Annotated in this window: 22 protein-coding genes and 1 tRNA gene; 15 read left to right on the plus strand and 8 right to left on the minus strand. The window is 43.9% G+C overall.

Annotated elements, in window-relative coordinates; genetic code table 11:
• Positions 1 to 2: 2 nt before the first annotated feature.
• Both P0M11_RS01505 and P0M11_RS01510 read right to left on the minus strand, forming a co-directional pair.
• Complete coding sequence (locus P0M11_RS01505; protein ID WP_275624134.1) at positions 3 to 485, minus strand: hypothetical protein; 483 nt, start codon at positions 483 to 485, stop codon at positions 3 to 5.
• A gap of 55 nt (positions 486 to 540) precedes the next feature.
• Positions 541 to 1,053 carry a gamma carbonic anhydrase family protein gene (locus P0M11_RS01510; RefSeq protein WP_275624135.1) on the minus strand — a complete coding sequence of 171 codons (513 nt, stop codon included), beginning with the start codon at positions 1,051 to 1,053 and terminating at the stop codon, positions 541 to 543.
• A 114-nt stretch (positions 1,054 to 1,167) separates the two neighbouring features.
• Here P0M11_RS01510 and P0M11_RS01515 point away from each other — a divergent pair, with 114 nt between their 5' ends.
• Positions 1,168 to 2,046, plus strand: a complete 879-nt coding sequence (locus P0M11_RS01515; protein ID WP_275624136.1) for a NifU family protein — start codon at positions 1,168 to 1,170, stop codon at positions 2,044 to 2,046.
• A 127-nt stretch (positions 2,047 to 2,173) separates the two neighbouring features.
• Complete coding sequence (gene hemH / locus P0M11_RS01520) at positions 2,174 to 3,205, plus strand: ferrochelatase (RefSeq protein ID WP_275624384.1); 1,032 nt, start codon at positions 2,174 to 2,176, stop codon at positions 3,203 to 3,205.
• 1 nt (position 3,206) lies between these two features.
• Here the strand turns inward: hemH and P0M11_RS01525 are convergent, their stop codons facing one another.
• Complete coding sequence (locus P0M11_RS01525; RefSeq protein ID WP_275624137.1) at positions 3,207 to 4,412, minus strand: type IX secretion system plug protein domain-containing protein; 1,206 nt, start codon at positions 4,410 to 4,412, stop codon at positions 3,207 to 3,209.
• Positions 4,413 to 4,506: 94 nt separating this feature from the next.
• Between P0M11_RS01525 and P0M11_RS01530 the strand changes: the two genes are divergently transcribed.
• Positions 4,507 to 5,145, plus strand: a complete 639-nt coding sequence (locus tag P0M11_RS01530; protein ID WP_275624138.1) for an MBL fold metallo-hydrolase — start codon at positions 4,507 to 4,509, stop codon at positions 5,143 to 5,145.
• Between the two features lie 31 nt (positions 5,146 to 5,176).
• Here the strand turns inward: P0M11_RS01530 and P0M11_RS01535 are convergent, their stop codons facing one another.
• Together P0M11_RS01535 and miaA are read right to left on the minus strand one after the other, a co-directional pair.
• Positions 5,177 to 5,734, minus strand: coding sequence for a thioredoxin family protein (locus P0M11_RS01535; protein ID WP_275624139.1), 558 nt, complete (start codon positions 5,732 to 5,734; stop codon positions 5,177 to 5,179).
• 5 nt (positions 5,735 to 5,739) lie between these two features.
• Entirely contained in the window at positions 5,740 to 6,654 is a 915-nt protein-coding gene (gene miaA, locus P0M11_RS01540; RefSeq protein ID WP_275624140.1) for a tRNA (adenosine(37)-N6)-dimethylallyltransferase MiaA, read from the minus strand.
• A 107-nt stretch (positions 6,655 to 6,761) separates the two neighbouring features.
• Here miaA and P0M11_RS01545 point away from each other — a divergent pair, with 107 nt between their 5' ends.
• From P0M11_RS01545 to P0M11_RS01600, 12 genes are all read left to right on the plus strand, one after another.
• Positions 6,762 to 7,619, plus strand: a complete 858-nt coding sequence (locus P0M11_RS01545; protein WP_275624141.1) for a YicC/YloC family endoribonuclease — start codon at positions 6,762 to 6,764, stop codon at positions 7,617 to 7,619.
• Between the two features lie 18 nt (positions 7,620 to 7,637).
• Positions 7,638 to 8,201: a guanylate kinase gene (gene gmk, locus P0M11_RS01550; protein WP_275624142.1), complete on the plus strand. Its 564-nt coding sequence runs from the start codon at positions 7,638 to 7,640 to the stop codon at positions 8,199 to 8,201.
• Positions 8,198 to 8,929, plus strand: coding sequence for a Gfo/Idh/MocA family oxidoreductase (locus P0M11_RS01555; RefSeq protein WP_275624143.1), 732 nt, complete (start codon positions 8,198 to 8,200; stop codon positions 8,927 to 8,929). Before gmk ends, P0M11_RS01555 begins: the two co-directional genes overlap by 4 nt.
• A 1-nt stretch (position 8,930) precedes the next feature.
• Positions 8,931 to 9,950, plus strand: a complete 1,020-nt coding sequence (gene nadA, locus P0M11_RS01560; RefSeq protein WP_275624144.1) for a quinolinate synthase NadA — start codon at positions 8,931 to 8,933, stop codon at positions 9,948 to 9,950.
• Between the two features lie 108 nt (positions 9,951 to 10,058).
• Positions 10,059 to 10,421 (plus strand): dihydroneopterin aldolase, encoded by a 363-nt coding sequence (folB, locus tag P0M11_RS01565; protein ID WP_275624145.1) that lies wholly within the window; start codon positions 10,059 to 10,061, stop codon positions 10,419 to 10,421.
• 106 nt (positions 10,422 to 10,527) lie between these two features.
• A tRNA-Cys gene (locus P0M11_RS01570) sits at positions 10,528 to 10,598 on the plus strand.
• Between the two features lie 139 nt (positions 10,599 to 10,737).
• Entirely contained in the window at positions 10,738 to 11,277 is a 540-nt protein-coding gene (locus P0M11_RS01575; RefSeq protein WP_275624146.1) for a glycine zipper domain-containing protein, read from the plus strand.
• Positions 11,278 to 11,388: 111 nt separating this feature from the next.
• Positions 11,389 to 12,450, plus strand: coding sequence for a chorismate synthase (gene aroC / locus P0M11_RS01580; protein WP_275624147.1), 1,062 nt, complete (start codon positions 11,389 to 11,391; stop codon positions 12,448 to 12,450).
• Between the two features lie 32 nt (positions 12,451 to 12,482).
• A complete protein-coding gene (locus tag P0M11_RS01585; protein WP_187695230.1) occupies positions 12,483 to 13,043 on the plus strand; it encodes a thioredoxin family protein in 561 nt (186 codons plus the stop codon).
• A 2-nt stretch (positions 13,044 to 13,045) separates the two neighbouring features.
• Positions 13,046 to 13,606: a TlpA disulfide reductase family protein gene (locus tag P0M11_RS01590; protein WP_275624148.1), complete on the plus strand. Its 561-nt coding sequence runs from the start codon at positions 13,046 to 13,048 to the stop codon at positions 13,604 to 13,606.
• A gap of 83 nt (positions 13,607 to 13,689) precedes the next feature.
• A complete protein-coding gene (locus tag P0M11_RS01595) occupies positions 13,690 to 14,031 on the plus strand; it encodes a YkvA family protein (protein ID WP_158064752.1) in 342 nt (113 codons plus the stop codon).
• A gap of 121 nt (positions 14,032 to 14,152) precedes the next feature.
• On the plus strand, positions 14,153 to 14,608 hold the full coding sequence (locus tag P0M11_RS01600) for a DUF1801 domain-containing protein (protein ID WP_275624149.1): 456 nt from the start codon (positions 14,153 to 14,155) through the stop codon (positions 14,606 to 14,608).
• Between the two features lie 4 nt (positions 14,609 to 14,612).
• Here P0M11_RS01600 and P0M11_RS01605 read toward each other — a convergent pair whose 3' ends face one another.
• Genes P0M11_RS01605 through P0M11_RS01615 form a run of 3 tightly spaced genes read right to left on the minus strand, consistent with a single transcriptional unit; the run spans position 14,613 to position 16,911 of the window.
• A complete protein-coding gene (locus P0M11_RS01605) occupies positions 14,613 to 14,984 on the minus strand; it encodes a hypothetical protein (protein ID WP_275624150.1) in 372 nt (123 codons plus the stop codon).
• Positions 14,985 to 15,000: 16 nt separating this feature from the next.
• Complete coding sequence (fdhD, locus tag P0M11_RS01610; protein ID WP_275624151.1) at positions 15,001 to 15,822, minus strand: formate dehydrogenase accessory sulfurtransferase FdhD; 822 nt, start codon at positions 15,820 to 15,822, stop codon at positions 15,001 to 15,003.
• Between the two features lie 15 nt (positions 15,823 to 15,837).
• Positions 15,838 to 16,911, minus strand: coding sequence for an NTP transferase domain-containing protein (locus P0M11_RS01615; RefSeq protein ID WP_275624152.1), 1,074 nt, complete (start codon positions 16,909 to 16,911; stop codon positions 15,838 to 15,840).
• Positions 16,912 to 16,925 lie beyond the last annotated feature (14 nt).

The raw sequence follows: 16,925 nt of genomic DNA on the forward strand, positions 1-16,925 counted from the left end.
TTTTACAGTTTGATTCTAAACTTTCGTTCTAAAATAGAAAAGAACACAAAAACGGATTTCATAGTTTCATTATTTGTGTTTTCGCAGTTCGTAGCATCCATGAAATTATACTCTTTAGCTGATCGGTTGTTTTTTATGTGAAGGTTATAGAAAGTAGGGTGAAGACTGTAATCAGAAAATGAAGTGTCCACTTTGGGAATATTGTTCATCAAAATGCTCCAAAATTTATCTCCGTTTTTTAATTTAAATTTCCTCACTGTAAATTTTCCCTGTTCTTTCTCAAGATAGAATTTTCCATTCCATTTTTCCTTAGTTTGCTTAAGAATAAAAGCGGACCGATCGTTTACCGTTCCATCTTGAGATATATAAACTCTAAGTTCTTTATCCTGAAGTTTAGAAGGAATATGAAAAAATTTGTCATAAAATTCATTCTGCCCGAAAGCAAACGAGCTTAAAAATAAAACTGTTAAAAAAAATATTCTCATAATTTATTTAGGAAACCTCAGTTCGCATTACCTAGAAAATTTTGCAGCAGTAATCCTATTTATACCACCCGGAGTATTTTACATAATTGTTGGCAATGCGGTTTACTTCGCCTTCCAGCAGATCAGAAGAAATGTCCTTTATTTTCCTGGCCGGGATTCCGCCCCAAACTTCACCGGATTTAATGTGGGTTCCCTGGGTCACCACGGAACCTGCTCCTACTATGGAATTACTTTCTACGGTGCAGTCGTCCATAACAATGGCTCCCATACCGATCAGTACATTATCCTTAATGTGGCAGCCGTGAACGATTGCGTTGTGGCCAATGGAAACATTGTTACCGATAATCAGCGGATATTTCTCGTAAGTGCAGTGCAGCATGGCATTGTCCTGTACATTTACTTTATCGCCCATTTTTATATAATGAACATCGCCACGGATTACGGCATTATACCAAATGCTGCAGTCTTTACCCATTGTCACGTCACCAATGATGGTTGCAGTTTCTGCCAGAAAGGTGTTATCGCCTATTTGTGGACTCTTACCCAAAAGTTCTTTTACTAAAGCCATTATGAATTTTCTTAATTGAAAGATGGTTACAGCGGAATTGAAAATATCTAAATGCCGGATTCTGTAAGCCGCTTAATAATCTGTATTTTTGTACATTCAAATTTAAAGAATAAAATGAGACAAATAATTATAGAGCCTACCGAAAACCCGAAAGTGATGAAGTTTGTAGCCGACTACAACCTTATTCCGGGTTCTCTGGAACTGGACAGGTCTTCAGATATATCAGAAATTCCGCTGGCACAGGAACTTTTCAACTATCCTTTCGTAGACAGGATCTTTATTACAGCCAATTTTATCGCTGTGGCCAAACAGGACAGTGTAGAGTGGGATATGGTGGCCGAAAGTCTTAAGAATGTCATCGAGGATGAATTACTGGCCAATCCACGCATCTATCTTCAAAAGAGAAAGGAGATGTACCAGATTTATGCTGAAATGACTCCCAATCCAAATGTAATGAAATTTGTTTCGAGCCGACTGCTGCTGGATGGGTTTGTGGAAGTGAAGAGCAGGGACCAGGATTTAGACGTTCCACTGGCTAAAGCCGTGTTTGAGGAATTTGATTTTGCCAGGGAAGTCTTCATCTCTGATAATTTTGTGGCAGTAACAAGGGATGAATCGGTGCAGTGGCATGAAGTAATGGTCGCCGTTCGCGCTTTTATTGCCGAGTACCTTCAGAATGGCGGCTCCATTTCCAATATTACAGCACAGAAACATGAAAGTCCCGTTGAAAATATCATCAAAAGGGAATATACGGACCAGGAGCAGAAAATTTCTGACATTCTGAATGAATATGTAGCGCCGGCAGTTGAAAATGACGGCGGTAAAATCTCCCTGTTAGAGTACGACGCCTCTACCAAAACAGCTAAGATGTTGCTTCAGGGCGCATGCTCAGGATGTCCAAGCTCTACGGCCACACTGAAAGGCGGAATTGAAAACCTGCTGAAACAGTTTGTTCCGGAACTTGTGGAGCAGGTGGAGGCCGTGAACGGTTAACAGCCACTTTTCCAAGTCCTATTTTTCTATACCTCCTGATGAAAATACTTTCAGAACCATCAGGAAATTAAGTCTCCAAAACATTAAAAATAAAAAATTGCAGGATATCAACAGTCAGGCGTCAGGAATGCCTACACGCAAAGGTATTTTACTTGTTAATCTGGGTTCTCCGAAATCTACAGATGTCCAGGATGTAAAAGAGTATCTGGATGAATTTCTGATGGACGAAAGAGTGATTGATTACAGATGGTTTTTCCGGAGTTTGCTCGTGCAGGGAATCATCCTGCGCACGCGGCCGCCAAAGTCTGCTGAAGCCTATAAAACGGTCTGGACACCGGAAGGATCACCGCTGATTGTTATAACCAAACAGATTCAGACAAAATTACAGAAGCTTGTGGATGTGCCGGTGGAAATAGGTATGAGATATGCCGAACCCAGCATTGAAAACGGTATCCGCAGCCTTACTGAGCAGGGCGTTACCGATATTGTGCTGTTCCCGCTTTACCCACAGTATGCCATGAGTACTACGGAAACAGTTGTAGAAAAAGCCGAAGAGGTCCGGAAAAAGTTCTTCCCGGGAGTCAGAATCAATTATGTGCAGCCTTTCTATAACCGTGATATTTATATTGACTGTCTGGCTGAAAGCATCCGCGAAAAGCTGCCTGAAAATTATGATGCGCTGCAGTTTTCCTATCACGGTGTTCCGGAAAGGCATATCTATAAAACGGATCCTACCAAAACCTGCAACCTGAACGACTGCTGTTCACGCGATACCAATCCCAGTCATCAGTTCTGTTACAGGCACCAGTGCTTCAAAACTACGGAGTCAGTCATTGAAAGGCTAAATATCCCAAAGGAGAAAACTATTGTTACCTTTCAGTCCAGATTGGGCAACGATAAATGGATTGAGCCTTACACCGACGAAACTCTGAAAAACTTACCGAAGAAAGGGATTAAAAATCTCGCGATCGTGTGTCCCGCCTTTGTTTCGGACTGTCTGGAGACGCTGGAAGAAATTTCCGTGGAAGGCAAAGAGGAATTCATGCATGCCGGAGGCGAAAATTTCCACTATATTCCGTGTCTTAACGATGAAGACCGCTGGATTGAAGTAGTGAAGACCCTTTGCGAAGAGCGGCTGGAAGATTTTTTTCTGGTCTGAGTTAGCGAACAGGCGTTCTGAATTCGCCGTAACCTATAAGACCGTCATAGTTTCGGCCAAAAGGAGTGTAGTAAAGGTACGCCTGGTACAGGTTTTCGGTTTGCCAGAAATTACCGTTGATTTCGCCGAAGTTTAACTGTCCGCCGGGAGGCCTTGTGGCCAGGATGTAATTGTAGAAACCCTGTTTCAAATATATCCTGCCAACGTACATTCCTCTTCCTTCATCATATATCATCTGGTTTTCTTTCCCCGGTTTAAAATCGTTAAAAGCACCCAGGACAAAGATGTCTTTATCCATTTTGTGCGATTCCAGGGTGAAATGTACCCAGGAATAATCGGCCTCATTGTCGGCATTCCGCTCAATACCCAAATCATTTCTGCGGAAATAGAAAGCGCCGTTTACATCAGGTTGATACTGATAGTTCTCCGGATAGGCCCATACGGGATGAAGATAAGTATAGTTGGTTCCGTCAATCTGCTCCGTGCCTGATACCATGTCTATTGCCTGATCAATTATTTTATTGTCGAAATAATAAAATTCCATGTTTCCGGGGAATGCAAGGTTCATCTGCTGGAACATTATGCGGTTACCCAAAGTTGTCGTAGGTCTCAGATTATTAAGAGACATATTTATATTGTTGTTCTGCACCACCGAAAGACTTACGGAATTCAAATTCTGAAGCAGAGCCGGACCGCTGGCCTGCACTTCAACCCTCTGGTTGATCTGCGGGTTCCGGGCGTCGGTGGTTCGGCCTACCAATACACCTACTTCGGCCGCAGATTCAGTGACTGAGAATCTCTTTGTGAACACCGGCCTGCTGGCACTGTCGGTATAAACCACCAGCTCGTAATTACCTGAGATCTTTGGTTTTATTTTTTCGTTTGGAATGGTAAGCGTGTAATTGGTATATTTCTGTAAAGTGTTGAATGAGTATCTGAAATCATCGATCAGCGCGTTCAGGCTGCCCTGTGCATATTCCGTGAAAAAAAGGCCGTCGTCCTTCCAGTTCCGGTCCAGATGCCGGATTGTGTATCTGTAAGCGGTGCTGGAATTGGAAAAATCGTCAAACTTCAGAATGAGTCTTTCATTAAAGCCAATTACAGGTGTTTCATCGTTGGTTTGGGGGTTGAAAAGCTGTATACTGCGGATGTCCTGCCCGAAAATAAAAACCGACAGAAACAGTAAGGTTATAGTTAATGGTTTCATCTCCACGAAGATAACGAAAATTACACCAACTGGTTAGGGGGTGGTTCTCCACTCTTACAGATATTCGTATTTTTGCTTTTTATAAAACAAAGCAATGCTTCATATAAAATCTTTTGTCTTTAATCCTTTCTCAGAAAATACCTACATCATTTATAATAACGAACGGCATGCTTTTATTGTGGATCCCGGCAATTTCAGTGATGCAGAAACACAGCAACTTCAGAATTTTATCGGCGAAAATGGCTTAACCGTTCAGAATATTCTGCTGACCCATGCGCATATCGACCATGTGCTGGGTTTGCAGTGGGCACACGATACCTATAAAGTTCCCGTGATGCTGCACGAAATTGAAAAGGAGATTTTGGACCGCAATCCTATGGATGCCAACCGTTTCGGTTTCTTTTTTAAACCTTTCAGCGGAGAAATTAAATTCCTGAATGAAAAAGAGATGATTTCCCTGGGTGAAGATCAACTGGAAGTTTTTCATGTGCCGGGCCACTCCCCCGGAAGTGTTGCCTATTACAGTAAAGAAAGCGGTCTGACTCTTTCCGGCGATGTACTCTTTGAAGGCAGCATCGGTCGGACGGACTTATATAAGGGAAATCATGAACAGCTGATCGCAAGTGTCAGCAAAAAGCTCTTTACCCTTCCCGACGATACCAAAGTGTACAGCGGGCACGGTAATCCTACCACCATAGGTTTTGAAAAACAGTATAATCCTTTTTTCAGATAAAGTAAACGCACCCAATCGGGTGCGTTCAGTTTTATTTCCATTTGATATTACATCCCATACTGGGCCGCTGCATTTCTTCCTGAGGTGCTCCGGCAAGCAGATTTTCAAAAGCAACGATCAAATCCTCGCCGGTAACTTCCTTTTGGTTACCCGGCCGGCTGTCGTCCATCTGACCGCGGTAAACAAGATCCAGTTTGTCATCAAAAAAGTAGAAATCCGGGGTACAGGCTGCATTATAAGCTTTTGCAATGGCCTGGCTTTCATCGTACAGATATGGAAAGTCAAATTTTCTCTCCACCTGAAACTCGGCCATCTTCTCCGGAGCATCAGCGGGATACTTTTCAGCATCATTCGCATTGATCGCGATGAACTCAATTCCTTTATCATTGTAATCCTCGTACAGTTCCGCCAGTTTATCAATTACATGTAAAACGAAGGGACAGTGGTTGCACATAAAAATTACAAGAGTTCCTTTTTCACCTTTCAGTTCATCCAGCGACTGAAGTTCGTTGGAGTGTGAAGGGTTAGGAAGTTCAAAGAAGGGAGCCTTAGTGCCCAACTCAAGCATATTGGAAGGAGTGTTTGCCATTACTTTCAGTTTTTTGGTTTGATGTTGTGATTCAACAGCAAAGATAAGGATTCCTGCAGTGAATTTTCGTAGTTTACCCAATGTATATCCTCTTCTTTACGGTACCAGGTCAGTTGTCTTTTGGCAAACCTGCGCGAATTTTTCCTGACCTCATCAAGTGCAACATCAAGCGTCCATTCACCATCAAGATATCTGAAAAGCTCTGTATATCCCACGGTTTGCAGTGCGGTGAGGTCCCGGTACGGAAGAAGTGACTGAACCTCTGCCGGCAGCCCCTTCTCCATCATCTGCGTCACGCGTTGGTTGATGCGCTCATAAATGATTTCACGCGGAGCCTCGATACCGATACGGATCACTTCAAAATCGCGCGGATCCGTTGGCTCCGCAATATTTTCAGTGTACGTTTTCCCCGTCTGCCAAATCACATCCAGCGCGCGCAGCAGCCGGCGGTGATTATCTCTGTCCACAATTTCAAAGTAAGCAGGGTCTTCTTTTTGAAGTAAGGCCTGTAATGCAGCAATTCCACCTTCTTTAAACAGGGCTTCCAGTTTTTTCTGATTCGTTTCATCGGCCTCCGGCAGACTGTTCAGTCCTTTAATGACGGCTTTTTCGTACATCATGCTGCCACCCACCAGCACCGCAACATCGTGCTTTCCGAAAAGTTCAGAAATCCGTTGAAGAGCGTCCCGCTCATACTGACCAATGGAATAATAATCCTTTACCGAGAGGTTTCCGATGAAATGATGAGGTACAGCAGCCAACTCTTCAGGCGAGGGCGCGGCCGTGCCAATGGGCATTTCACGAAAAAACTGCCGCGAGTCGCAGGAGATGATTTCGGTGCCGAAATATTTTGCAATATTGATGGCAAGCGTGGTTTTCCCAATTCCTGTAGTCCCAACGATGGAAATTAACTTTTTCACGCTGCAAATTTCCTTAATTTTTTTCAGAAATGCACATTCCCGAATTAGCCGCGCCGGGTCCGCAGTTTCCCTCAATAATCTTTATCTTTGTTACCTAATTACATTCTATGATTTTATCCATGACCGGCTTCGGCAGAAGCGAAGGGGTCTTAGAAGGCAGAAAAATTACAGTTGACATCAAATCGCTGAACAGTAAAGCTTTTGACCTTAATATCAAGATGCCGCAGCGATACAAAGAAAAGGAGTTTGAAATCCGTAAGGTGTTGAACGACCGCATTATGCGTGGTAAAGTGGACTGTTACATCAACCTGGAGACTACCGCTGTGACCGGTGATACCAGCATTAATTCGGAACTTGTAAAATCATATATGGCTCAGCTAAAAGCGGTAGCCGCAGACGGTCCCGACTTTGAGTACCTTAAAATGGCCATCAGGATGCCGGACGCTACAACAGCAAAGAATGAGGAGGTCACCGAAAGGGAATGGCTCCTGATCAGTGAACTTGTGGACGAGGCATTAACGAAATTTGAAGAATTCCGCAAGACTGAAGGCGATATCCTGCACGAAGAGCTTAAGCGGAATATTCATAATATAGAAACCTATCTTTCCATGGTGGTTCCGTATGAAGGAATCCGACTGGAAGCAGTGAAAGAGCGCTATCAAAACACGCTGAAAGAGTTCGGAAATATTGATGAGACAAGATTTTATCAGGAACTGGCCTATTATACCGAGAAACTGGATATTTCAGAAGAAAAAGTGCGCCTGGTACAGCATCTGAAGTACTATACCGAAGTTATGAAGAACGAAAACCTTAACGGTAAAAAATTAGGTTTCATCTCTCAGGAAATAGGGCGCGAGATCAACACGCTGGGTTCCAAGGCAAACCATGCAGAGATCCAGAAGCTTGTGGTAATGATGAAGGATGATCTGGAGAAGATTAAAGAGCAAACCCTGAACGTTTTATAAAAATACTGATTCTGAAAGATGCAAAAAGTGATTATTTTCTCGGCACCCTCCGGTAGTGGTAAAACCACCCTGGTGAAACACTGTCTGGAAACCTTCCCGCAACTGTCGTTTTCTGTTTCCTGCACTACACGCAGTCCGCGAGGGGAGGAGAAAAATGGTATAGATTATCATTTCATCAGCCCAGACGAATTCCGTACACGGATCGCTGAGAATGCTTTTGTGGAGTATGAGGAAGTGTACAATGACAAATATTACGGTACCCTGAAATCTGAAGTGGAGCGCATTTGGGAAGAGAATAAGACGGTCATTTTTGATGTGGATGTTAAAGGCGGAATTGCCCTGAAAAAGTATTTTGATGATAAAGCCATCTCCATTTTCATAATGCCTCCGTCCATTGAAGAACTGGAGAGACGGTTGCACCTTCGCGCTACGGACGATGCTGAAACAATTGTAAACCGTGTGGCGAAAGCCGGTGAAGAAATGACCTATAAAGATCAGTTTGATGAGATTTTGGTTAATGACGATCTCCAGGTGGCCAAGGATGCCGTAGTTAAGGTAATTGAAAATTTCCTGGCTTCATGAAAATTGCCATCGTGGGTTGTGGTTGGGTTGGCGTAAGGCTTGCTGCTTATCTGAAGCAGAAGGGACATCATTTAATTGTTACCACAACCAGTCGGGAGAAAGTACAGGAACTGCAGTCTGTGGCTTCCGAGGTGTATTTGTTTGACTTTACAAATACTGAGGAAATTCCGGCGTGTGAGACTCTGGATGCGGTGATTTTCAGTATGCCGGCAGCAAGCCCCAATTGGCATGCCGGCTTTAAGAAACTGGAACTGGAAACAAATCATTCCGTTTTTTTCAGTTCTACAGGAATTTATCCGCAGCAAAATGGTGTTTTCACAGAGGAGAATAAGGAAGGTCTGAGAGCAGATCTTGTAAGCGCTGAAAGAATAGTGTCCGCAAAATATCCTCAAACGATTGTTCTTCGTTTGGGCGGAATTATGGGTGATGGACGGTCGCTGCAAAACTTTTACCGCAGCAAATCACCGCCTGATCCGGAAAAGTTGGCAAATCACATCCATTTTACGGACATTATTCTTGCTGTTGAAGCTGTTTTGAACAGTCCACCTGCCGGTGAAACATACAATCTGGTGGCTCCGGTACACCCAACAGTCGGGGAGATTCTGGACCTGGAAGTTCATAGAAGCGATGACTCAGCCGATGGAGTAAATGGCCGCATCATCAGCTCTCAGAAGTTCATTGACGATTTTAATTATACATTTAAACATCCTAATCCTAAATATTTTTAGCATGAGTACCGAATTTTTAGATAAAGCAAAGGCAAATCTCCCGGTCAGGGGATTTCTCAACATAGAAAATGTGGTCATTCCGCAAGGTGAAGCGTTGGTGCAGGCCATTATGGACCTTAAAAAAGAAAAGAATGCCGTCATCCTAGCGCATTATTATCAGCCACCCGCCATCCAGGACATTGCTGATTTTTTGGGTGATTCACTGCAACTGGCCAGACAGGCAAAGGATACCGATGCAGATATGATCGCCTTCTGTGGCGTGCATTTTATGGCTGAAGCTGCCAAAATCCTGAATCCCACCAAGAAAGTGGTGTTGCCGGATACCCAGGCAGGCTGTTCACTGGCAGACGGCTGTAGTGGTGAAGGTCTGCGGGCTATGCGTGCCAAATATCCTGATGCGCTTATTGCTACCTACATCAACTGTAACGCGGAGACCAAAGCAGAATCCGACATAATTGTAACAAGCTCAAATGCCGAAACCATTATCCGGTCCCTTCCGCAGGACAGGCCTATCATCTTTGCTCCGGATAAGAATCTGGGTGCGTGGTTAACCAAGAAGACCGGTCGCGATATGATTCTCTGGGACGGCAGCTGTATCGTTCATGAAGCTTTCTCCATGGAAAGGATTGCCTCACAACTTGCTCAGAACCCAGATGCAAAACTTATTGCCCACCCCGAAAGTGAATCTGCCGTTCTTGATCTGGCACATTTTATCGGTTCAACTTCGGCACTGCTTAATTATGTGGAAAAAGATGACAGTCAGAAATTTATCGTAGCTACTGAAGAAGGAATTCTGCATGAGATGAGAAAGCGTGCCCCGCACAAAGAGCTTATTCCTGCATTGGTTTTTGATGAAAGCTGCAACTGCTCCGAATGTTTTTATATGAAACGGAATACAATGGAAAAACTTTATCTGTGTATGAAGTATGAGTTACCTGAAATTCTGATTGATGAAGAGTTGCGCCTTAAGGCATTAAAACCTATTGAGGCCATGCTTGAAATGAGCAAGACGATAAAGTGATCTGATTCCATGGTTCAATGATTTGATGATTCAGTGATGAGTTCGTCTGTTCACAGCTGATCTCCGTGAATTATAGGATAACTATTTATAAAACAGAAGAAAGAGCCTATGACCTCAAAAATACTGCTGGAAAACCTGAAGATCTACGCTTACCATGGTGTGCTTCCGGAGGAAACGCTTACCGGCACCTATTATTTGCTGGATGTGGAGTTGCATGCGGATCTCTGGAAGGCATCGGCAACCGACGATCTGGCTGACACCGTTAATTATGCGGAAATAAATTCCGTAATTCATGAGGAGATGAAAATCCCCTCAAAATTGCTGGAGCATGTAACTGCAAGGATTATCAACAGACTTCAGGACGAATTTAACCAGCTAACATATATCCGCATAAAACTCACCAAGACTAATCCACCAATGCAGGGTGAAATGGACGGGGTGAGTGTGGAGCTGGCAAAAAGTTTCAGGTAACAAGCCATTTAAGACTGCAAAACTTAGTGATGCAGGGGGCTTACCCTATATTTTCTGAAATAATTTTTTTAAATTTAAATAAAACCCTATATTTGCACACCAAAATGGTTCTTTGGCCGAGTGGCTAGGCAGTGGTCTGCAACACCACGTACAGCGGTTCGAATCCGCTAGGAACCTCTAAACCAGCAGTTTTAAACTGTTGGTTTTTTTATTTTATGAACATTTAAAGTATTTAACATTCTGTTAACACTGCTTTGGTTTCACATTTGGCATACTTTTATCTGAAAATAGAAAAGTTGCATTTAAAATTAAAGTTATGAAAAATATAATAGCAGCAGGTGCAGTGTCAATCATGATGCTTACCGCATGTCAAAAAGAGGATAAATTAGCCGAGAAATCTCTTGAGCAGCAGAAAATAGAATTTCAGCAGCGTCAGTTAGAGATTGAAAAGCAAAAACTGGCTATTGAGAAAGAAAGAATGGCGTACGAAACACAGAAAAAAGCTGACAGTGTTGCCCAGGTGCAACAGGCAAGACAGGCCTCCGCAGCATCAGCCAAAACCAATGTAGTACGTGAGACCAGAACTGTTTACGTGGATAATACTCCTCGTTACTCCAGCAATAGCGGATCATCTTCCGGTAATGCAGGTACCGTTCAGCAGGCTCCCCAAAGACAGGGAATGAGTCACACAGCCAAAGGTACGGTCGTAGGTGCTGTAACAGGTGCCGCAGCTGGTGCTTTGCTTAACAAGAAAAACAGAGGTGGTGGCGCCGTAGTTGGTGGTATCATTGGTGGTGCCAGTGGTTATGTAATCGGACGACAGGTTGATAAGAAGCAGGGACGTATGCCACAATAATAAGAACATTTTAAGTACAGGGGCCGCATGCAGCGGTCCTTTTTTTAATCCCTTCCTCCGGACGGCCCTGCACTCATGCATCCGCATCCAACTTTTCCTTAACTTTGTACTATGTTCAATCTGGGGAATTTTTTAACGCTTTGCACCTTAGGTGAAAGTCACGGGCCGGCATATGGCGGCATCATCACCAATTTTCCGGCGGGTGTGTCCGCTGATCTTGAAATGGTGCAGCATCAGTTGGACCGACGGAAACCCGGGCAGTCTAATATTGTCACCCAAAGAAAGGAAAGTGATAAGGTACAGTTTCTTTCCGGGATTTTTGATGGCCAAACCACAGGCACACCCATTGGATTTATCATTGAAAATCATAATCAGAAAAGCGGGGATTACGAGCATTTGGCCCATTCTTACAGGCCCAGCCATGCCGATTTCACTTATGACCGCAAGTTCGGGATCCGGGATCACCGCGGTGGCGGCAAATCCTCAGCACGTGAAACAGTAAACTGGGTCGTGGCTGGAAGTTTAGCACGCCAAATTCTGCCTGCTGAAGTTACAATTGAGGCTTATGTTTCTTCAGTTGGTGACATTTTTTGCGAAAAACCCTATCAGGACCTGGACCTGTCAAAAACAGATGAAAGTGATGTACGCTGTCCTGATCCCGTTACAGCTGAAAAAATGATCAGCCGGATAAAGGAAATAAAAAAAGAAGGCAATACGATTGGCGGAACCATTACCTGTGTTATCCGTAATATGCCTGCCGGCATAGGCGAACCTGTGTTTGGGAAACTACAGGCTGAACTTGCTAAGGCCATGCTGAACATCAATGCCGCAAAAGGTTTTGAATATGGAAGCGGATTTTGCGGCGCCCGAATGACCGGTAAAGAGCATAATGATCTTTTTAATGAAGATTTCAGTACTAAGACCAATCTTTCCGGTGGAATACAGGGTGGTATCTCAAATGGGATGGACATCTATTTCCGTGTGGCTTTCAAGCCAGTGGCTACCCTGTTGCGGAACCAGCAAAGTGTAGACCGACACGGGAATACTGTAACCGTAGAGGGAAGGGGACGTCATGATGCCTGTGTCTTACCGCGCGCCGTGCCTATCGTGGAAAACCTTGCCGCCTTTGTGCTGGCAGACCTTTATCTCATCAATAAACTCAGGAAGATTTAATTTTAGCAATTAATTGATAAACAGGAATTAAAATGGAAAAATACTGGCAAACCGCACTGTCTTTTGAAGAATATATGGACGAGGCCCAGCGCCGTGCTACCGAGACATCAGAAAAAGATGACTATTTTGAATATTATGAACTGGGGCTGCACCGCATGGAGCGCACACTCAAGACCTTTAAGCCTGATGCGGAATTGCTTGAGAACTTTAAGGCTAAGCAGTTCAAAGGCCGGATTTTAATTATTTCTGAACCCTGGTGTGGTGACGCAAGTGCTACGGTTCCGGCAGTTGCTGAATTTTTTGATGCAGCCGGCGTGCAGGTCAGGATTTTTCTGAGGGATTCCGACACTACACTGATCAATCAGTATTTAACAAATGGAACACAGTCCATTCCTAAGGTTCTCGTCCTGGATGAAGAGTTCAACGTAACTGCAGTCTGGGGCCCACGGCCACAATACGGCAACCAGTTGCTGGCTAAATTCAAGGCGGACGAAGCAGCTTATCCGCGTGAGCAGTTTTATAATGACCTGCAGGTGTATTATGCCAAAAACAGGGGTAAAGACGCTATTGAGGAAATACTTAAACTAATTTGAAAATGAGGTTTTTACGTAAGAATTTAATTTTTATAGTCCTCCTTTTAGCCGCGGGAATCGCAGTAGCCGTTCCCGGAGTACGACAGTACCTGCAGGAACAGTTTGTTCCGGTGGCTACGGTGCAGGAGGCTGTAACGGTAGATGACGCGGATTATGATGTGGTCCTGAAAGGTATTAATACAACAAGCACAAATCTTAAGAATTTTAAAGGAAAAAAATTGCTCTTCCTCAATTTTTGGGGTACCTGGTGCAAGCCCTGCCGCGAGGAGTGGCCTTCTATTCAGAAACTGTATGACAGCCGCAAGCACAACATGGATTTTGTGCTTATCGCAATGATGGATAAGGAAGAGGATGTGAGAAAATTTATGAAGGACAATAATTATACGGTTCCTGTTTACATTGCCGAAAGTCCCATTGACGGCAAGATCCTGCCTAAAGTTTTTCCTACCACTTTTGTTCTGGACGCAAACGGTCGAATTCTTCAGAAGGAAACCGCCACTAAGGATTGGAACGCCGCGGAAGTACATTCATTTCTTGATAAGTTTACAAAGGCAGAGAAGTAATTTTATACTTTGTTAACAGGTATGCGATCAGCGTTGGCAGGCTAATTGTTTATTTCTTTTCTTAGAAAAATATAACACCAATAATGAAATATTCTAAAATTGAACTGGCTAAACAGGCCATTAAGCACAAAGGTTTCATAAAAAAGATTCCGGACATTATCCGGATGGTCAATTACTGGAGAAAAGGTATGTATCCCGTAAATGCAGTTGATATTATTCTGCCGCTTTTGGGCCTACTGTATGTTATTTCGCCAATTGATCTGCTGCCGGAAATCGCCATTCCTGTTTTGGGTGTGGCTGACGACCTGGCGGTTTTGTCGCTGGCCTTACCCAAATTACTGAAGGAAGTAGATAAATTCCTCCTTTGGGAAGCTGAGAAGATTGGAAATACCAGGAACATTTCTGATGCTGAAATAATAGACTAATATCACAGCCCGCCACAGCGGGCTGTTGCATTTAAAGATTTTCCGACCTGTTAAGTTCTTCGGTAGGATTATATATTAATGGATAGTACAGTAAATTATTTATTTTTATAAAAAAATTACCATGAGAATTGAGTCTGTGAGTGTAGAAGATTACCTGAGCAAGGTGCCGGACGAGCGTAAGCCAGCAATGCAGAAACTTTATGAAACAGTGAAAGAAAATCTTCCGCCGGATTTTGAGGAGGCTGTAAGTTATGGTATGATGGGCTGGAATGTTCCGCTGTCGGTTTATCCGAACGGTTATCACTGTACACCCGGTGAGCCGCTTCCATTTCTGGGTATGGCCTCGCAAAAAAATTTCATTGCATTCTATCATATGGGAATCTATGCCAGTCCCGAACTGCACGACTGGTTTGTTGCCGAGTATCCAAAACACTGCAAACGAAAGTTAGACATGGGGAAATCGTGCATCCGCTTCAAGAAGCCGGACGAAATTCCTTTTGAACTTATGGGGCAGCTGGTCCAGAAGATGACTGCGCAGGAGTGGATCAGTTTATATGAAGGTAATCTGAAGAAGTAACAGGTTAGCAGGAAGTTTTCGGATTATCAAACATATCGGACTGGTCTTCAGAGGTGGTGTCCATACATTTCAGGTCTTTTTCAACAAGAAGAAACAGGCCGCCTTCCTGTCCGTTTTCGGCATAGTCCTGTACCCCTATTTCCTCTGTATAGATCAGGGTACAAAGTTTGTCGTGCGGCAAATGTACAGTCATTTTACCCTCAGAAAAGCTGCAGTACATCCTGGGTGCTTCGGTATTCTTCTGTAGTACGTAGGTAAAGATATTCCCGGGTGAGATTACTGTCGATTCTGAAACTTTACCTGTTTCTCTAAGTGCCTGAACGTCGCTTTTTGTGAGGCGTAAACGAACGCTGTTGCCTTTAATTCTAATTTTCATGAGATAAATATAACGATTAGTAAGTTAGGCGATCCGAACCGCAGTAGATATTTGCGTTTCCATTTTTCAGGAATCCGATCAGGGTAATGCCAAATTTTTCTGCAGTTTCCACCGCCAGTGAACTGGGTGCGCCAATGGCGCAAATAACCTGAATTCCGGCCATAGCAGCCTTTTGCACGAGTTCAAAACTTGCCCGTCCACTCAGAAGCAGGATATGCTGCTGCAAAAAAAACTCCTTATCATTCCATTTCAGCAGTTCTGCGCCTATAAGTTTATCTAAAGCATTATGCCGGCCTACATCTTCGCGAAGCGTAATTAATTCTCCCTGAAAATCAAACAGCGCGGAAGCATGGATGCCACCGGTTGAATTGAACGTTTCCTGAGCCGTCCGCAGTTTTCCGTTTAGTTCAAATAAATGCCGGATGTCTAATTTTCCGTCATCGATCTGCGCAGGTGTTCTGCAAACCTGCATAATGGCCTCAATACTTTCTTTACCGCATACACCGCAGCTGCTTGTTGTATAAAAATTTCTTTTCACCTTCTGAAGATTATGTTCCAGGCCCGGCTTCAGGTAAACAGTGGTCTGATTGTCACCGGTGTTTTTATAAGGTGGGTCGGCCAGGTCGTTGGCAGAAGAAATAATGCCCTCGGTAAACAGGAAGCCTATGGCCAGTTCGCCGTCATTGCCGGGGGTTCTCATCGTTACCGACAGGGGAGTGGTTTTCCCGCCGGCGGTTACCGAAATCTCAAGCGGTTCCTCTACTGCAAGAATATCTTTTTTTGCGGTTACCGAGGTCCCAAAATCACTGATTTTATAGATGGTCACTTCTTTTGTCATGTTTTTTTCTGTTTGTTACGCATTTCTGAAATCAGGATCCAATTTTAGTTGCAGGTATTCCTGCTCCGTGTTGATGTTCAGCATAAATCCCATATCCGCAAGTTCCACTTTTAGTGTTTTAATCTCCCCGAGAAATTTATTTAATGAGTTTCCGCCGGCTGCGGCGAACTTTTTAAGTTTTGCCACGGCTGCGGGCTCCAGAATGGAAACCAGAGGCTCGTTTTGACCCTTCACGCTGAAACAGACCGCTTCCGAGTGAGCGTTGCGGGCATTCCAAAGTTCTATCAGGTGCTCCGTTTTAAGCAGTGGATAATCAACAGCTACAATAAAGCAGCCCTGATCAGAACCTTCCAGACAGCTAAGAATGCCGGTGAGGGGTCCTTTGCCATTGTATTGCGGGTGGTCTGTACACCAGAGAAAAGTGTCTTCGCGGCACCATTTGTTATGCTGGTGCTCATTCACGGAAATCATTACTTTTTCACAAAAACTCCCCAGCATCCGGTGTACCATTTTCCACTGAGGCAGGTCTGCATACTGCAGCAAAGCTTTATCCATTCCCATCCTTGTACTCCTACCGCCGCAAAGGACAATTCCTTTAAGTTCAGGCAGGAGCTGTCCTTTTAAACAGTTCTTGGGAAATATTTTAACTTTTTCTAAGTTGTACGTTCGGATGAATTCGTTAACGAGAGTGGGTCGTACTACAAAAAGCAGTTTGGCGGGATGAGGTTCAGAATTTATAATTTCCGTGACAAGTGAATGAAAACCTTTTCCCTGCGACAGTTCCAAAGGACCAACTTCATCAACGATGAGCCATTCGTAGCCCTTTTGAAGCTGCTTTTGTAAAACTTCATAGGCCCAGTTGAATGCCGCTTGCGAAAACCTGAAGCGGCCTACCCTAAGTGAACCCTGCGGCGTTTCCTGCAGTTGCTTTTCAACTGTAGAAATATCCAGGAAATGGCGTCTGCCGTTAATCACGGGCGATAAAATTCCACCGGCATTAGGGTGATCTGCCGCCCATTCGGTCAGCATTGTAGTTTTTCCTGAGCCTGTATGGCCGGAAAGTATATAAATATTCTTACAGAAAGCCATCAGCTAAATGTAGT

The sequence above is a fragment of the Kaistella sp. PBT33-4 genome (genome assembly GCF_029194425.1).
In the GTDB taxonomy this organism is placed as follows: Bacteria; Bacteroidota; Bacteroidia; order Flavobacteriales; family Weeksellaceae; genus Marnyiella.

Bases quoted from the DNA above. Each gene is read 5' to 3' on its own strand.
- P0M11_RS01505 (WP_275624134.1), bottom strand. From the start codon at position 485: ATGAGAATATTTTTTTTAACAGTTTTATTTTTAAGCTCGTTTGCTTTC.
- P0M11_RS01510 (WP_275624135.1), bottom strand. From the start codon at position 1,053: ATGGCTTTAGTAAAAGAACTTTTGGGTAAGAGTCCACAAATAGGCGAT.
- P0M11_RS01515 (WP_275624136.1), top strand. From the start codon at position 1,168: ATGAGACAAATAATTATAGAGCCTACCGAAAACCCGAAAGTGATGAAG.
- hemH (WP_275624384.1), top strand. From the start codon at position 2,174: ATGCCTACACGCAAAGGTATTTTACTTGTTAATCTGGGTTCTCCGAAA.
- P0M11_RS01525 (WP_275624137.1), bottom strand. From the start codon at position 4,412: ATGAAACCATTAACTATAACCTTACTGTTTCTGTCGGTTTTTATTTTC.
- P0M11_RS01530 (WP_275624138.1), top strand. From the start codon at position 4,507: ATGCTTCATATAAAATCTTTTGTCTTTAATCCTTTCTCAGAAAATACC.
- P0M11_RS01535 (WP_275624139.1), bottom strand. From the start codon at position 5,734: ATGGCAAACACTCCTTCCAATATGCTTGAGTTGGGCACTAAGGCTCCC.
- P0M11_RS01545 (WP_275624141.1), top strand. From the start codon at position 6,762: ATGATTTTATCCATGACCGGCTTCGGCAGAAGCGAAGGGGTCTTAGAA.
- gmk (WP_275624142.1), top strand. From the start codon at position 7,638: ATGCAAAAAGTGATTATTTTCTCGGCACCCTCCGGTAGTGGTAAAACC.
- P0M11_RS01555 (WP_275624143.1), top strand. From the start codon at position 8,198: ATGAAAATTGCCATCGTGGGTTGTGGTTGGGTTGGCGTAAGGCTTGCT.
- nadA (WP_275624144.1), top strand. From the start codon at position 8,931: ATGAGTACCGAATTTTTAGATAAAGCAAAGGCAAATCTCCCGGTCAGG.
- folB (WP_275624145.1), top strand. From the start codon at position 10,059: ATGACCTCAAAAATACTGCTGGAAAACCTGAAGATCTACGCTTACCAT.
- P0M11_RS01575 (WP_275624146.1), top strand. From the start codon at position 10,738: ATGAAAAATATAATAGCAGCAGGTGCAGTGTCAATCATGATGCTTACC.
- aroC (WP_275624147.1), top strand. From the start codon at position 11,389: ATGTTCAATCTGGGGAATTTTTTAACGCTTTGCACCTTAGGTGAAAGT.
- P0M11_RS01585 (WP_187695230.1), top strand. From the start codon at position 12,483: ATGGAAAAATACTGGCAAACCGCACTGTCTTTTGAAGAATATATGGAC.
- P0M11_RS01590 (WP_275624148.1), top strand. From the start codon at position 13,046: ATGAGGTTTTTACGTAAGAATTTAATTTTTATAGTCCTCCTTTTAGCC.
- P0M11_RS01595 (WP_158064752.1), top strand. From the start codon at position 13,690: ATGAAATATTCTAAAATTGAACTGGCTAAACAGGCCATTAAGCACAAA.
- P0M11_RS01600 (WP_275624149.1), top strand. From the start codon at position 14,153: ATGAGAATTGAGTCTGTGAGTGTAGAAGATTACCTGAGCAAGGTGCCG.
- P0M11_RS01605 (WP_275624150.1), bottom strand. From the start codon at position 14,984: ATGAAAATTAGAATTAAAGGCAACAGCGTTCGTTTACGCCTCACAAAA.
- fdhD (WP_275624151.1), bottom strand. From the start codon at position 15,822: ATGACAAAAGAAGTGACCATCTATAAAATCAGTGATTTTGGGACCTCG.
- P0M11_RS01615 (WP_275624152.1), bottom strand. From the start codon at position 16,911: ATGGCTTTCTGTAAGAATATTTATATACTTTCCGGCCATACAGGCTCA.